This window comes from Anoxybacillus sp. P3H1B, from assembly GCF_001560855.1.
Classification (GTDB): domain Bacteria; phylum Bacillota; class Bacilli; order Bacillales; family Anoxybacillaceae; genus Anoxybacteroides; species Anoxybacteroides rupiense.
In genome coordinates, this window is sequence record NZ_LPUG01000010.1 from 18,705 (window position 1) to 33,414 (window position 14,710).

The following is a 14,710-nucleotide window of genomic DNA, read 5'->3' on the forward strand; positions in this document are numbered from 1 at the left end:
GCGTATGAAGAGGAGCATCTGGTTCATTCACAGAAAAGCCTTTCCCGGCCAATATGGCGGGAAAGGCTAAAAAGTAATCAGTCTTTGCTTGCTTGCTTTTCTGCGAGCACAGATTTGACCGCCTGCTCAATTTCAAAGTAGCTGGTGCAACGACAAACATTGGATTCAAGCCACTTTTCAATGATTGGTTCCGAGGCGTTCGGCGTGCTTTCAACAAGAGCATGGGCGTTCATAATAAACCCGGGCGTGCAATATCCGCATTGAAAGGCGAAATGCTCGACAAATGCTCGTTGGATGGGGGCATCGCGCAATCCCTCAATGGTTGTAACGGATTTTCCAATGGCTTCAATGGCTAGTATCATACACGATTTAATCGGCGTTTTATCCATCAATACGGTGCATGCACCGCAATCGCCGTTTAAACAACCCGGCTTGGCGCCTGTCAAACCAAGGTGATTGCGAAGAACAAAAAGAAGCGTATCCGCTTGTCTGGCTATCACGGAGTATTTCTCTCCATTGACAGTAAGCGGTATTTCACATTTGGATGATGAACTCATCTTTCGGCCTCCTCCAGTTCAGTAAGAATGTCCCAAAGCGTATTTTTTAACACAAATAAACGATATTCCGCTGAACCTTCGATATCATCCAAAATCGGTTCGGGCAATTGCTGTAACGCATAGTCGATTCGTGCGTCGATCGGAAGATGGCGGGCATTTAACATCTCTTCTACTTTTGGCGAACGAAATGGAAATGGACAGACGCCGCTAAAAGCAGTGCGGAGTTCATTTCCTTTTTTTAAAGCGGAAACGGTGACGAGCGGGTAGCCAACCTTGCCCTGTTTTCGGCGTTTCATATGGACATGGGGCATCGTTAAATATGCCGCATTCATTTTGACTTGCACAAGAAACTCCCCAGGCTGCAGTTGGATGCTTTGCTGGAAGACTTCATGAATCGGTCTTTGCTGAACCCCCGATTTTCCAGCAATCACAATATCACTGTCTACAAGTAAAAGAGGCAGTACGGTTTCACGGTAAAAAATTTGGCCGCAAATGTTGCCTCCAAGCGTAATCTGATTGCGCGCCGTGCGATCTGCAATTTCACTTGCCGCCTTGGCTAATAGCGGAAATGCGTTTGTTTCCTCAATAGCGGTAAGAGTAAGAGCGGTGCCGAGTACTAATTGATTTTGTGAAATGTCAAATGACTGGCATTCTGGAATGTGCTTGATATCAATAACGGCATCTGCAAATACAAGATTTAGGCGCGAGAGGGTAATGATTTCTGTTCCTCCGCTATAATAGATGGGCGTTTTTCCTTGACGCTGAAGCGATGCAAATAACTGAACGGCCTCTTCGATTGATGATGGACGATGGTATGTGAAATCAAATGAAACCATATTATTTCCCCTTTTGCGCTCGCCAAATTTGTTCAGGGAACAGCGGCAATTTGTTAAGAGGAACGCCAGCAGCGATTGATAAGGCATTGGCCAGTGCTGCAGGAATGCCGATGAGACCGTGCTCTCCAGCACCTCGTGCTCCATAAGGCGCATCTATTTGAGGTGTTTTGATAAAATCGGCTATATATTCTGGATGCTCGCCAAAGCGGATTGGCTGATAGGTCCGTATCTGTGGATTTAATACGCGCTCATATCGGTCAAATAAAAAGGTTTCGCGGCTGGCAAAGCTCAGCCCCATGCTCATTGCTCCGATGATCTGTCCGATCGCTGCTTTCCAATTGAGCACCTCCCCGACATCAACGACCGATACGGCTTTAAGAATTTGATAGGTGCAATCGCGTTTATCGAATTCAATTTCTACTGCATGGGCACATACCGTCCACTCTGGGCCGGGCTTCCCTGCTCCTGTTTCCTTATCAAGAGGAGTTAAATGACGCAACGTGTAATTGCCGCGTCCAATAATTTGTCCGCCAATCGCGTTTCCGTTCGGATATTTATAGCCATAAGCAATATCTTTGATCGGAATAAAAATAGCAGGATCATCGCGTACAAATACTTTGCCGTAGCCGACTTCTAAATCTTCGATGGGGGAGCGGAGCACACAAGCAGCGATCGCTTTTAACTGCCGAATGGCATCTTCGGCTGCATTTAACACAGCTCGCCCCCCCATAAATGTGCCGCGACTGGCGACTGTTTTCCAATGCTCTGGTGTGCTTTGCGTGTCGATATCCATTTTTACGTGAATATCATCCATGTCCATTTTTAGCTTTTCAGCAAGAATTTGGGCGAGAACCGTTTTAGAGCCTGTGCCGATTTCGACAACGCCGGACATGAGATTAACGCTTCCATCAGGGTTGAAAGTTACAATCGCACCGGAGCTGGCCTCGGTGTCAATCGTGGATGTTTTCCAAGAGCAGCTCACACCCTTGGCGCGAACAGTGCGGGCATTTAGTTCGATTCGCTGCCATTGATCCCACTGAATGAGCTCGCGCAGCCGTTTGATGCAAGCGGGCAAATTGCCGACATTGCTTCGATTAAGAAGGACGCGGGTCGGAGTCGTATGGCCGGGCAAAATCGCATTTTTCAGCCGCAGCTCGAGCTTATCCATGCCCAGCTTTTCAGCTAATATATCCATGGCCCGTTCAATGGCAAAGGCTTGTTCACAATGGCCAAAGCTACGAAAGGGCGAGGCGTATGGATGGTTCGTATAGATACAGAGCGAATCGCACCATACATTTTCAATGCGATAGGGCCCTGTGCAATCTACTGCGGCAGCACGAGTGACATCAATCGCTTTATCAGAGTAGGCTCCTCCGTCAAATAAAAACAATATTTCAGCCGCCTTTATCATTCCATCCTTTGTGCAACCGAGCTTGACAGTCGCCTCCATTCCGATGTGCACGGGCGATGTAATCATGTCCTGTTCCCTTGTATTCCAAACGCTGACTTTACGGCCCCTCACTGCTTTAGAGGCTAAATAAGCGAGCAGTTCTAATTGAACAGGTGCCTTTCCTCCGTAACCCCCGCCGACCAAAGGCGTATGCACAACCACTTTTCCGACATCTTCGCCAAAATAAGTACTGATTAGTTTTTTGATCATAAATGGCGATTGGGTAGAGGCGGTGATCTCAATCCTTCCGTCCGGAAAAATTTCGGCTGTTGCACATCTTGTCTCCATCGCTAAATGATCTGAGGGGGAAAATGCGACGCTGGTCTCAATCACGACTTCGCTTTCGCTCCAGCCTTTTTCCATATTGCCTTTGCGAATTTTGGTGCGGTGGGCGATATTTGTATTCGGTTCAGGATACGTGTGATCATTTTTTTCATAACTTCCTAGATTTTCATGAATCAACGGGGCGTCAGCTTGTAATGCGGCACGTGGCGAACCGACCGTTGGGAGCGGCTCGTATACGATTTGAACCAGATTGGCGCCCTTCTCTGCTTGTATAGGGGTATCGGCGACTACGATCGCCACTACTTCACCATGATAACGCACTTTATCAAAAGCGATTGGCGGCCGGTCTCGTAAATCCTCTCCTGTCAGAGGAAGTCCTTTTCCTGTCACGACAGCGCGCACTCCTGGAACGGAGAGCGCTTTTTCGAAGTGAATTTCGTGAATAAGAGCGTGAGCATAAGGGCTTGTAACAAGATGGGCGTGCAGCATGCCTTGCTGCAACTTATCATGGGTATATTTGGCCCGCCCAGTTACTTTATCCCAAGCCTCTTTGCGAATGACGCTCTTTCCAATCATGATAAACCCTCCTTTTTTGATTCCAGCGCCTGATCGCTGTTTCATAGTCTACGAATGTATCAATATCGAAAAACAAGTCCATGTCATTGGCTGTTAGTAACCTTCCATTCCAGTGGCTATTCTTGCGAAGCAGCTGGCGTGCTCCCTTGTCACCATAAATGTCGAGCAGTTCAGAGAATAAAGAAGCGCTGAAGAGAATGGGCGGAGAAGGCCTCGATTTGGATGAAAAAGCGACATAATCAGTGCGATGTTGGCAATAAGCGTTGATAAGATCGTTAATCATAGCAGCTGTAATAAATGGTTGATCGGCCAGCATCACCACGGCTGCTTCAGCATGAAGCTTGATAGCAAGATGGAGTCCGCATCGCAATGAATGGGCGAATCCCCAATCAGAAGCGCAACGAATGATGCTGCATTTTTCATGATGACGTAATTCATGTAGCATCCAGTCAAGTGAATCCTCCATAGGCACAATCACAAGAATGTGAGAAAGGGAAGACAATACGGCTGCTTGTAAGGCAGTGGATCCGAGAGAATAGTCAGCAAATGGAAGCAATCGTTTATCCGTTCCCATTCTTGCACTTTTTCCAGCGGCTAAGTAAATCCCGACGGTTCGAGGAGCTTTCATCTTATTCCCCCTTCTGGAGATGGTTGTTTTCGCAGCACATGAATCATTTCTGCTAAAATGCTGATCGCAATTTCTTCAGGGCCGCGCGCACCGATGGAAAGTCCAATTGGCGAATGGATACCATCGGGAATGGAGAAATCGGGAAAGAGGCGTGCGGTGCGCCTTTTCGGTCCTAAAATGCCACAATAGAATAGTGGCTGTTGGCTAAGAAGAGACACAAGCTCTTGGTCACGCTGGAACTGATGGGTCATAATCACGACAAAATCTCGTTCGCATAAACGAAGCTGAGGGATTGCTTCTTTCGGAAAGCCAACCATCCACTGATCGGCATCTGGAATCTGCTCGGGGCAGCAAAGAGCAGGCCGCCAATCGACGACAGTGACAGAAAATCCCGTCTGCTTGGCAAATGACACGAGCGGTTTGACATCATGGTTCGCTCCAAAAATAATAAGGCGCGGTTTGGGCCAAAAGTGCTGAAAATAAAAAGAAGCCCCAGAAATAGTGAAAATCCCATTCTTTGTTTGAAACGTGCCGACAGCATGCAGTTGATTTAGTAGGTCGGCAGGAATTTCATATTCAACATTTCCCCATCGCTGTCCATTTTCAGCTAAAAATAGCCAGCTATTCTCGTCAGTTGCCGCTTCTCCCCATTTTTTTGCCATTAAAACGTATTGGTTTTGTTCTAAATGTCTTTTTACTGTTAACAAATCGGCTTTCAGCTGTTCCGTGATAGGCTGCAATAAAAGATGAATCGTTCCGTTGCATCCGACACCTTGCCCCCATGACAAATCATCTTCCTGTTTAAGATCAAACGTAACAATGGTTGGCCGTTGGCTTTGCCATATTTCTTGTGCTTGGATGGAAAGGGTTTCTTCGAGACATCCGCCGCTAATGAGTCCTGTTATGTAACCTTCTTCATCTATCCACATGCACGCTCCTTCCTTTTGGTATGCCGACCCCTCGACATGGACAATGATCGCCAGTATTCCTTGTTTTTGTGAGGAAGTGATAGCCTCTAGGACAGTATGGTAGTTTTCCATTTTTCGTTTCTCACCACCGCAAAAAAATTTTGCCAAGTATCGGTGTTTGATGATGATCAACCACCTCATCAGCTGCTGTTTCTGTAATCGAATGAAGGAGAGATGTTTGAGATGAAATGACAGGGAGAAGGAGGAGAGTCGCATAATCGGTGAGGAACCTGATGAAGTGGCTGCATCGATTCCGCTGGTTGCGGAGAAGGATGATAAAGGATAGAATAGTGACTCGCATCTTGGGCTTATCATCCACTGCTATTACTATTGTATTCTTTTGGAAATTCGTCATGACTGAAAAAATCATCTAGCCTTGAAATGTCTGATGAAGATCGAGTTTTCTATTGGGGCCTATATGTTAGGGAATTTTTGAATGACCTTGGCGAGGTTGATGACTGGAGAGGGCTGTGGTTTGCTGCTGTCATTCGAATACAAGAAAAAACCTGAACAGCATCGCTTCGAGGACTATTCTTTGATCGAGGAAGCGGTTCGCTGTTCAGGCGTTTACATACAGATGAAACGAACAATATCTGCAAAAATCAAGGGTTGGAAGAGTTTTGATCATGTCAAAGCGTGACTGACCGTCGGGAGATGACCTCTTCACTTTGCAGCTTGAAGTTTTAATAAAAAGAGAGAAATGGCGGTTTATTCCTGTTCTTTTTTTCCCTCTTTTTTTAAACGGCCTTCTTTACGGGCCGCTTCTCGCAATAAAAACTCGATGTGAGCGTTGACGCTGCGGAATTCGTCTTGTGCCCAACGTTCAAGCACCTCGTATAAGTGCGGATCGATTCTTAATGGGAAATTTTTCTTTTTGGCCATAAGACTCACAACCATCAATATAAACTACCAGTATTAATAACCGGCTGTGCAGCTCGCTCAGAGACGATCGCCACCATTAGATTATTAACCATGTTTGCTTTTCTTTCATCGTCTAATTCTAAAACTCCCTCTTTCTCAAGCTGTTCAATCGCCATTTGCGCCATAGACACAGCCCCTTCAACAATCTTCTTGCGCGCGGCTAAAATAGCGGCTGCTTGTTGCCGTTGCAGCATCGCACTAGCAATCTCTGGAGAGTAGGCGAGATGGCTGAGGCGAGCTTCCACTACTTGAACGCCAGCGACTTTGAGACGTTCTTGCAATTCGGTAGCGAGAACATCAGAGATGATATCGGCATTTCCTCTTAACGTAATCTCTTCATGCTCAAAAGTGTCGTATGGGTATTTCGTCGCTACGTGGCGGATCGCTGTTTCGCTTTGCACAGCAACGAACTTTTCATAATTGTCGACATCGAAAACAGCTTTAGCAGAATCAATCACTTTAAAGACGATGACGGCAGCAATTTCAATTGGATTCCCTTCAATATCGTTAACTTTCAATGTACTGCTGTTAAAGTTGCGGACGCGGAGAGACACGGTTTGGCGACGTGTCAACGGAATGGTGAGAAACAAGCCGCTATCGCGAATACTTCCCAAGTAGCGACCAAAAAAAGTGACGACTTTTGCTTGATTCGGTTCAACAATCGTGATCCCTGTTGCTAATAAAACAGCCAATACAGCAAGTACAATGGCAGGCATTAGCATTTGTTGTAAAAGTGAGATAGCGGCGACAATGAGGAAAAGGAGAATAAACAAAATGCCTAAAAATCCGTTTACGTACCAAGCCTTGCTTTCTCTCATAAAAATCATCTCCTTATTATGGATTATATCATTATGATATCATAATTTGAAAAATATGTAAACAAAAGATTGTTTTTTACATTACAGAAAAATGAATGGTAATCCGGTATAGTGATATATAGAAGGGAAGGTGGATAGGATGACACAGATGATTCATGGAAAAGAGCTTAAGGATTGGTTGAAGGATTATCCATTGCTGGAGCAACTAATATCATTGGAGGAAGCGTTCTGGTTCAATCCAGCCTATCAGCCGTTTCATGCGGCAATAAGCGAACGATCTTTTCATTTGCATGACGTACAGGAAGCTGAAGAGAGACTGAAGCGTTTTGCTCCATTCATTGCCACTGTTTTTCCAGAAACCAGGCAGGCAAACGGAATCATCGAATCATCGCTGTTGGAAATAAGCGGGATGCAGCAGCTATTAGGTAAGGTATTTGGCCAGCATGTACCGGGCAAAATGCTGCTAAAATGCGACAGCCATTTGCCGATTGCTGGATCGATTAAAGCAAGAGGAGGAATTTACGAAGTATTGAAGCATGCCGAAGCGCTTGCATTACAGCATGGGCTTTTGTCGCGCGAAGAGGACTATTCGGTGTTAGCGGGCGATGCGTTCCGATCGTTCTTTTCACAGTACACGATTACGGTTGGATCGACAGGAAATCTTGGTTTGAGCATCGGCATCATGGGAACCAAGCTCGGTTTTCGCGTCAATGTACACATGTCGGCGGAAGCAAAACAATGGAAAAAAGATTTGCTGCGAAAAAATGGCGCGCACGTGATTGAGCATTCAGCCGATTACAGCACGGCAGTGGAACAAGGAAGAAGAGAGGCAGAAAGCGATCCGAATAACTATTTTATTGATGATGAAAATTCAGCCGATTTATTTCTTGGCTATGCAGTTGCGGCTTTGCGCCTTAAACAGCAATTCGCGGAAAAAGGGATTGTCGTGGATCACGAACATCCTCTGTTTGTTTATCTCCCATGTGGGGTCGGAGGGGCGCCGGGCGGTATTGCGTTTGGATTGAAACTCATGTTTGGCGATGCGGTTCATTGTTTTTTTGCTGAGCCGACGCATTCGCCATGCATGTTATTAGGAATGATGACAGGGATGCATGATCAAGTATGTGTTCAAGATTTTGGGATTGACGGCCGAACAGAAGCGGATGGACTTGCGGTCGGCCGCCCATCTCGATTTGTCGGCAAAGCGGTAGAAAAGCTGATCAGTGGCATTTATACGGTAGCAGATCGGCATTTATTGATGCTCCTAGCACTTATGAAAGATCAAGAAGACATTGCACTGGAGCCGTCTGCACTGGCGGGAGTCTATGGCCCTGTTTCTTTGTTTATGAAAGGAACATCGTATATAGAACAGCGTCAATTGTACAAAAGCATAAAACAGGCGACCCATTTATGCTGGGCTACTGGAGGAAACCTTGTACCGGAACCCGAGATGAAACAATATGTTGAAAAAGGAAGGACCTTGTATAAAGAAATCGCGAAGCAATAAAACAAGAGTAAAGGTGCTTGTCATATTAGCATGTTTTGCGAATGAACAGAGCTACTGATTTTTTAGTTGCATATGCAGAAAGGAATGGGCATTTTTATTCTGTAAATACGACTGCAGCATCTAATTTAGAAAGGAGAAGGAAACCGAAGGACATCCTTTGGCTCGTTTTGTTATGCAAACATGTGGGATTGACCTTCATAAAATGAAAAGAAGGATGAATCCATCTTCAGGAAACGCAATCCCTATATTGTTGAAGCTGAGGTTTTCCCATAATATAGGCGAACTGTTGTTCAATTCTAGAAAATTCACTCTAGGATCATTATGCTGGATTAGCAAGCATCTCGTGATTCTAGATCGGATACCAAGGTTTGGTAGAAGACCATTTCTTAAAGCACAGCGAATATCGACTTTAGCCAAGTAATATGGTAGTTTGTTAATTTGTTAAAATATGGTATTTTTTCATTGACAATTTACAAGCAAAGCCGTTACAATATCAATAAGCTATTAGTTTATTTAGAAAATTTAAGCAATAGGTGTTGATTTTCGTGCTTAAGCAAGCCAAAAATCGAGTAGGCCGCAATGCTATTTTGCTGGCCATGCTGGAGGATGAGGAAGAACATGGGCTCATTGCCCATTTGAATGCGCTTAATTGGCGTTATTGCAAAGGGAAAGTCGGCTCTATGGACCTGCAAAAAATTGTTTCAGCCGTTGAAACGGCAGCGAAGCGAAACGGCATTGTAAATGGAGACTTGTATCGGGAAATGCATGCGCTGTATCATGCTGTGCTAGAAGCGATGCAAGGAGTAACAAGGGGCCAAGTGGAATTGGGTGGGCTCATGAGAACGGTCGGCCTTCGTTTTGCCGTGATGCGAGGGACTCCTTATGAAAATGAGGCAGAAGGAGAATGGATCGCTGTGGCTTTATACGGAACGATCGGAGCGCCCATTCGCGGGCTTGAGCATGAAACGATTGGTCTTGGGGTAAACCATATTTAACCATTTTATCAATGGTTAGGAAGTGTTAAAGCAGCACAGAACCGTGGGACACATGGAAATTGCTCGGTTCACTTCTCTTCATTAAGGAAGGGATTATCCGAGAAGTTCCCATCTCTTAACGTCAGCGTAGGTGGTGGGAGCATGTCATATATAGGATAGCCTAAAGTGATAAGTTCAGGAGGAGGCTGTACCACAACGATAAATGATGTGGGTAGGGCCTCCTCCTTTATTTTGCTAAAGCAAAGGGGGATGGAGCGAATGGTGATTTTAACCGGCCATACGTTGACATTAAACGAAGTGAAGCGCGTGCTATACGACGGGGAAGTGGTCATCGCCTCCACAGATAGTATGGAGGCGGTCGAACGGAGCCGGAAAGCAGTCGAGGAGATTGTTAGCAAGAAAAAGGTGGTATATGGAATCAATACAGGATTTGGGAAGTTCAGCGACGTATTAATTGAAGCAAACGATGTGGAGGAGCTGCAGTGGAATTTAATCCATTCTCATGCATGCGGAGTGGGTGAACCATTTCCGGAGTCTGTTTCGCGCGCTATGCTGCTATTGCGGGCTAACGCTCTCTTGAAAGGATATTCAGGTGTTCGCCCGGTTGTCATTGAACGGCTGTTGGATTTGTTAAATGCCAAAATTCATCCCGTCATTCCGCAGCAAGGTTCGTTAGGCGCGAGCGGAGATTTGGCGCCGCTGTCTCACTTAGTATTGGCGCTGCTTGGTGAAGGAGAAGTATTTTATCGCGGACAGCAAGTGCCTGCTATGGAAGCTCTTGCAGAAGAAGGACTCACTCCCATTACCTTAAAGGCGAAAGAAGGATTAGCGCTGATCAATGGCACGCAGGCGATGACAGCGATGGGAGTTGTCGGGTATTTAGAAGCTGAACAGCTGGCATATGAAAGCGAACTCATTGCAGCCATGACTCTGGAAGGGCTACAGGGAATTATGGATGCATTTGATGAACGAGTCCATCTTGCTCGCGGCTATCATCAACAGACGGAAGTAGCCGCAAGGATTCGCACCTATTTAGCTGACAGCCGTCTCGTGACCAAACAAGGGCAACTGCGCGTACAAGATGCTTATTCGCTTCGTTGTATTCCGCAAGTACATGGCGCTTCATGGCAGGCGCTTGATTATGTAAAAGAAAAATTGGAAATTGAAATGAACGCCGCCACTGACAACCCATTAATTTTTGATGATGGAGCGTCTGTGATCTCTGGTGGAAATTTCCATGGTCAACCGATTGCATTAGCGCTGGATTTTATGAAAATTGCGCTCGCCGAGCTGGCCAATATTTCCGAGCGGAGGATCGAACGGCTCGTCAACCCGCAACTGAGTGATCTGCCGCCGTTTTTGAGCCCAGCTCCTGGCTTGCAATCAGGTGCCATGATTATGCAATATGCGGCGGCGGCGCTTGTCTCAGAAAATAAAACGCTCGCTCATCCAGCCAGCGTGGACTCTATTCCATCATCAGCTAATCAAGAGGACCATGTCAGCATGGGAACCATTGCTTCCCGGCACGCTTATGCCATTTTGCAAAATGTGCGCAGGGTACTCGCGATTGAGTTGATTTGTGCGATGCAGGCGGTTGAACATCGCGGAGTAGACAAAATGGCTGCGAAGACAAGAGCGTTTTATGAAGCGACGCGTCAAATTGTACCATCGATTACAAAAGACCGCGTGTTTTCTAAAGATATAGAAGCGGCCGCAAAGTGGCTGAAGGAAGTGGATCAGTCTTTTTTTCTCGTTCACCCCGCACCTGTTAATCAATATTCATGAGGAGGAAGGAAAACGATGAGTCAAATGATCTCGCGCAATATTCGAGCGAAAAAAGGTTTGCAGCTGGAATGCAAGGGATGGGAGCAAGAAGCAGTGCTTCGCATGCTGTATAATAATTTGGATCCGGAGGTGGCAGAGAAGCCGGAAGATCTCATTGTATACGGAGGAATTGGGAAAGCAGCGCGAAATTGGGAGGCATTTGACGCGATTGTGAAAGCGTTAAGAGAGCTAGAAAAGGATGAAACGCTTTTAATTCAATCAGGAAAACCTGTTGGTGTTTTTAAAACTCATGAGCGTGCCCCGCGAGTACTGCTGTCGAATTCCGTGCTTGTGCCAAAATGGGCGAATTGGGAACATTTTAATGAGTTAGATAAAAAAGGACTCATCATGTATGGACAAATGACCGCGGGAAGCTGGATTTACATCGGCACGCAAGGAATTTTACAAGGCACGTACGAAACATTTGCCGCAGTGGCGAAAAAGCATTTCGGCGGCACATTAAAAGGAACGTTGACGCTGACAGCCGGACTTGGCGGCATGGGCGGGGCTCAGCCTTTGGCTGTGACGATGAATGGCGGCATCGTGATTGCAGTGGAGGTGGATCCTCAACGCATTCAAAAACGATTGGATACTAAATATTGTGATCGGATGACGGCCTCGCTTGATGAGGCGCTGCTTTGGGCGTATGAAGCAAAGGAAAAAGGAGAACCACTTTCCATTGGATTAATCGGCAATGCGGCGGAAGTGCATCATGAGCTGTTAAAGCGTGGAGTGAAGGTGGATATTGTGACAGATCAAACTTCGGCACATGATCCGTTGAACGGCTATGTTCCGACTGGCCTGTCGTTAGACGAAGCGCGCGAGTTGCGAAAAAATGATCCCGAAGAATATGTCCGCCGTTCGAAACAAAGCATGGCGAAACATGTTGAAGCGATGCTTGAGTTTCAAACACGCGGTGCCATTGTGTTTGATTATGGAAATAATATCCGCCAAGTGGCCAAAGACGAGGGGGTCGAAAAGGCTTTTGCGTTTCCGGGCTTTGTTCCAGCTTATATTCGCCCGCTGTTTTGCGAAGGAAAAGGCCCGTTCCGTTGGGCAGCGTTATCTGGTGATCCGGCCGATATTTATCGTACAGATGAACTCATTAAAGAGCTGTTTCCGGAAAATGAGTCGCTTATCCGTTGGATTGACATGGCGCAAAAGAGAGTGGCATTTCAAGGGCTTCCAGCGCGCATTTGCTGGTTAGGATACGGAGAGCGTGTCAAGATGGGGCTTGCGATAAATGAGCTTGTGCGCAAAGGGGAGCTGAAAGCTCCGATTGTCATTGGTCGCGATCATTTAGACTGCGGGTCTGTCGCCTCGCCAAACCGCGAAACGGAGGCGATGAAGGACGGAAGCGATGCCGTAGGCGATTGGGCAGTACTTAACGCTTTAATCAATACGGCTGCGGGAGGTTCATGGATTTCCTTCCACCATGGGGGTGGAGTGGGGATGGGATACTCTCTCCATGCCGGTATGGTAGTCGTCGCAGATGGCACTGATTTGGCTAAAGAACGTCTTGAACGGGTCTTGACGACTGATCCGGGGATGGGGATTATCCGTCATGCCGATGCTGGGTACGAACGAGCTATTGAAATGGCAAAGGAACAGCAGATTCGAATCCCAATGCTTAAGGAGGAAAATGAATGACAACCAGACAACTATTGGATACTCTGATTACCAATATCGGACAGCTGTTAACAATGGAAGGGAAGGGGCCGGCAAAAGGGGAACAGATGAAAAAGCTCTCGGTTTTAAACCATGCAGCCGTGGGCGTTAAAGATGGAAAAATCGCCTTTGTCGGCAGTGCGAAACAGGCGGAACAGCTGCAAGCAGAGCGGGTCATAGATGCAGATGGAAGACTGGTGACTCCAGGGCTTGTAGATCCGCACACTCATTTAGTATTTGGCGGATCACGCGAACAGGAAATGACCCTAAAGCAGCAAGGTGTCCCTTATTTAGAAATTTTGAAAAGAGGAGGAGGAATTTTATCGACGGTAGCGGCGACAAGAAACGCAAGCGAAGAAGAGCTTGTTCAAAAAGCAAAGCTTCATCTTGACCGAATGCTTTCCTATGGTATGACTACAGTTGAAGCGAAAAGCGGGTACGGGCTGGATCGGCAGACAGAACTTAAGCAGCTTCGTGTTGTGAAGCGATTGAAGGAAGAGCATCCGATTGATTTGGTCTCTACCTTTCTTGGAGCTCATGCCATTCCTCCTGAATATCAGCACGACCCTGAACAATTTTTGGCGGAGATGCTTGAATTGCTCGATGTCGTGAAAGCGGAACAGCTTGCTGAATTTGTCGATATTTTTTGTGAAACAGGTGTTTTTACGGTAGAGCAGTCCCGTGCCTTTTTGCAGGCTGCCCAGGCAAAAGGATTTGCTGTGAAAATTCACGCGGATGAAATTGATCCCCTTGGCGGCACGGAATTAGCAGTTGAATTGGGAGCCGCAAGCGGTGACCACTTAGTGGGAGCATCAGAAGCTGGAATTCGGAAATTGGCTCAGTCAAACACCATTGCTGTCCTCCTGCCAGGGACGTCCTTTTATTTAGGAAAGGAAGCTTATGCGAAAGCGCGGTCGATGATTGATGCAGGGGCGGCGGTCGCTCTTTCAACCGATTTTAATCCGGGAAGCTCGCCGACAGAAAATTTGCAGCTCATTATGTCGATTGCGGCATTGAAGCTGAAAATGACGCCGGAGGAAATTTGGCACGCAGTAACGGTAAACGCGGCTTATGCGATTCATCGCGGAGAAGAAGCAGGGAGGATTGCAATTGGAAGAAAAGCGGATCTGGTTATTTGGGATGCGCCAAATTACGCGTATGTGCCATACCATTATGGAGTCAATCACGTTCATATGGTATGGAAAGCAGGAAGGGTAGTGGCAGAAAGAAGCAGGGGTGATGTGATAGCAACAACCTACGCCGATTGATAACAACAAACGGATGAACTTCCTCCTACTTATATTCCGTTAAAAGGTGGCTAAACGATTATGTTTGAATTTTCTTAAATAAGTGAGGAAAAATCGAAACCAAAAACGACAAGCGTTCGTAAGTAAGCTTGTCGTTTTATTTTTTCTTTGTTTATGGAATGGGCATTGTTCTGGAGGAGAAATCGTGCCAACCTTCTCTTGAAAACAGCTGAATGGCTTCTGGGCTTGCCGGTGCTGATCGAGAGAAAATGAAAATATGAATGTGCGGTTTTCATCATATGACAGACACATTCAGAAAAAACAGTAAGCATGATAAACTTAGGAATAGAGAGAAGGAGGATATAGTACAGAAAGGTTGCCCAGATAGATGGTTTCGTATAAGATGAGAGGGAAGGTATATTAGTTTTTT

General features: G+C 46.3%; 12 protein-coding genes. 5 read left to right on the forward strand and 7 right to left on the reverse strand.

Annotation, left to right across the window (positions count from 1 at the left end; genetic code table 11):
* Positions 1 to 77: 77 nt before the first annotated feature.
* The 7 genes from AT864_RS03640 to AT864_RS03675 all read right to left on the reverse strand — a co-directional run bounded on the left by AT864_RS03640 (position 78) and on the right by AT864_RS03675 (position 7,039).
* Complete coding sequence (locus AT864_RS03640) at positions 78 to 557, reverse strand: (2Fe-2S)-binding protein (RefSeq protein WP_044743889.1); 480 nt, start codon at positions 555 to 557, stop codon at positions 78 to 80.
* Positions 554 to 1,393, reverse strand: a complete 840-nt coding sequence (locus tag AT864_RS03645) for a xanthine dehydrogenase family protein subunit M (protein WP_044743888.1) — start codon at positions 1,391 to 1,393, stop codon at positions 554 to 556. Before AT864_RS03645 ends, AT864_RS03640 begins: the two co-directional genes overlap by 4 nt.
* A gap of 1 nt (position 1,394) precedes the next feature.
* Entirely contained in the window at positions 1,395 to 3,707 is a 2,313-nt protein-coding gene (locus AT864_RS03650) for a xanthine dehydrogenase family protein molybdopterin-binding subunit (protein ID WP_066146809.1), read from the reverse strand.
* Positions 3,664 to 4,332: an NTP transferase domain-containing protein gene (locus AT864_RS03655; protein ID WP_066146616.1), complete on the reverse strand. Its 669-nt coding sequence runs from the start codon at positions 4,330 to 4,332 to the stop codon at positions 3,664 to 3,666. Before AT864_RS03655 ends, AT864_RS03650 begins: the two co-directional genes overlap by 44 nt.
* Positions 4,329 to 5,372 (reverse strand): XdhC family protein, encoded by a 1,044-nt coding sequence (locus AT864_RS03660; RefSeq protein ID WP_066146811.1) that lies wholly within the window; start codon positions 5,370 to 5,372, stop codon positions 4,329 to 4,331. The genes AT864_RS03655 and AT864_RS03660 overlap by 4 nt, the downstream gene beginning before the upstream one ends.
* Before the next feature lie 636 nt (positions 5,373 to 6,008).
* Positions 6,009 to 6,182 carry a hypothetical protein gene (locus AT864_RS03670; protein WP_044743904.1) on the reverse strand — a complete coding sequence of 58 codons (174 nt, stop codon included), beginning with the start codon at positions 6,180 to 6,182 and terminating at the stop codon, positions 6,009 to 6,011.
* Positions 6,183 to 6,196: 14 nt separating this feature from the next.
* Positions 6,197 to 7,039 (reverse strand): SPFH domain-containing protein, encoded by an 843-nt coding sequence (locus tag AT864_RS03675; protein ID WP_044743885.1) that lies wholly within the window; start codon positions 7,037 to 7,039, stop codon positions 6,197 to 6,199.
* Positions 7,040 to 7,187: 148 nt separating this feature from the next.
* Here AT864_RS03675 and AT864_RS03680 point away from each other — a divergent pair, with 148 nt between their 5' ends.
* The 5 genes from AT864_RS03680 (at position 7,188) to hutI (ending at position 14,301) form a co-directional block, all read left to right on the forward strand.
* Complete coding sequence (locus AT864_RS03680; RefSeq protein WP_066146814.1) at positions 7,188 to 8,546, forward strand: D-serine ammonia-lyase; 1,359 nt, start codon at positions 7,188 to 7,190, stop codon at positions 8,544 to 8,546.
* 545 nt (positions 8,547 to 9,091) lie between these two features.
* Positions 9,092 to 9,541 (forward strand): hut operon transcriptional regulator HutP, encoded by a 450-nt coding sequence (gene hutP, locus AT864_RS03685; RefSeq protein ID WP_044743883.1) that lies wholly within the window; start codon positions 9,092 to 9,094, stop codon positions 9,539 to 9,541.
* A 258-nt stretch (positions 9,542 to 9,799) separates the two neighbouring features.
* The gene (gene hutH, locus AT864_RS03690) at positions 9,800 to 11,326 is read left to right on the forward strand and encodes a histidine ammonia-lyase (RefSeq protein WP_066146619.1); all 1,527 of its coding nucleotides are present in this window, start codon (positions 9,800 to 9,802) and stop codon (positions 11,324 to 11,326) included.
* 24 nt (positions 11,327 to 11,350) lie between these two features.
* Positions 11,351 to 13,015 (forward strand): urocanate hydratase, encoded by a 1,665-nt coding sequence (gene hutU, locus AT864_RS03695; RefSeq protein WP_197430993.1) that lies wholly within the window; start codon positions 11,351 to 11,353, stop codon positions 13,013 to 13,015.
* The gene (gene hutI, locus AT864_RS03700; protein WP_066146624.1) at positions 13,012 to 14,301 is read left to right on the forward strand and encodes an imidazolonepropionase; all 1,290 of its coding nucleotides are present in this window, start codon (positions 13,012 to 13,014) and stop codon (positions 14,299 to 14,301) included. Before hutU ends, hutI begins: the two co-directional genes overlap by 4 nt.
* Positions 14,302 to 14,710 lie beyond the last annotated feature (409 nt).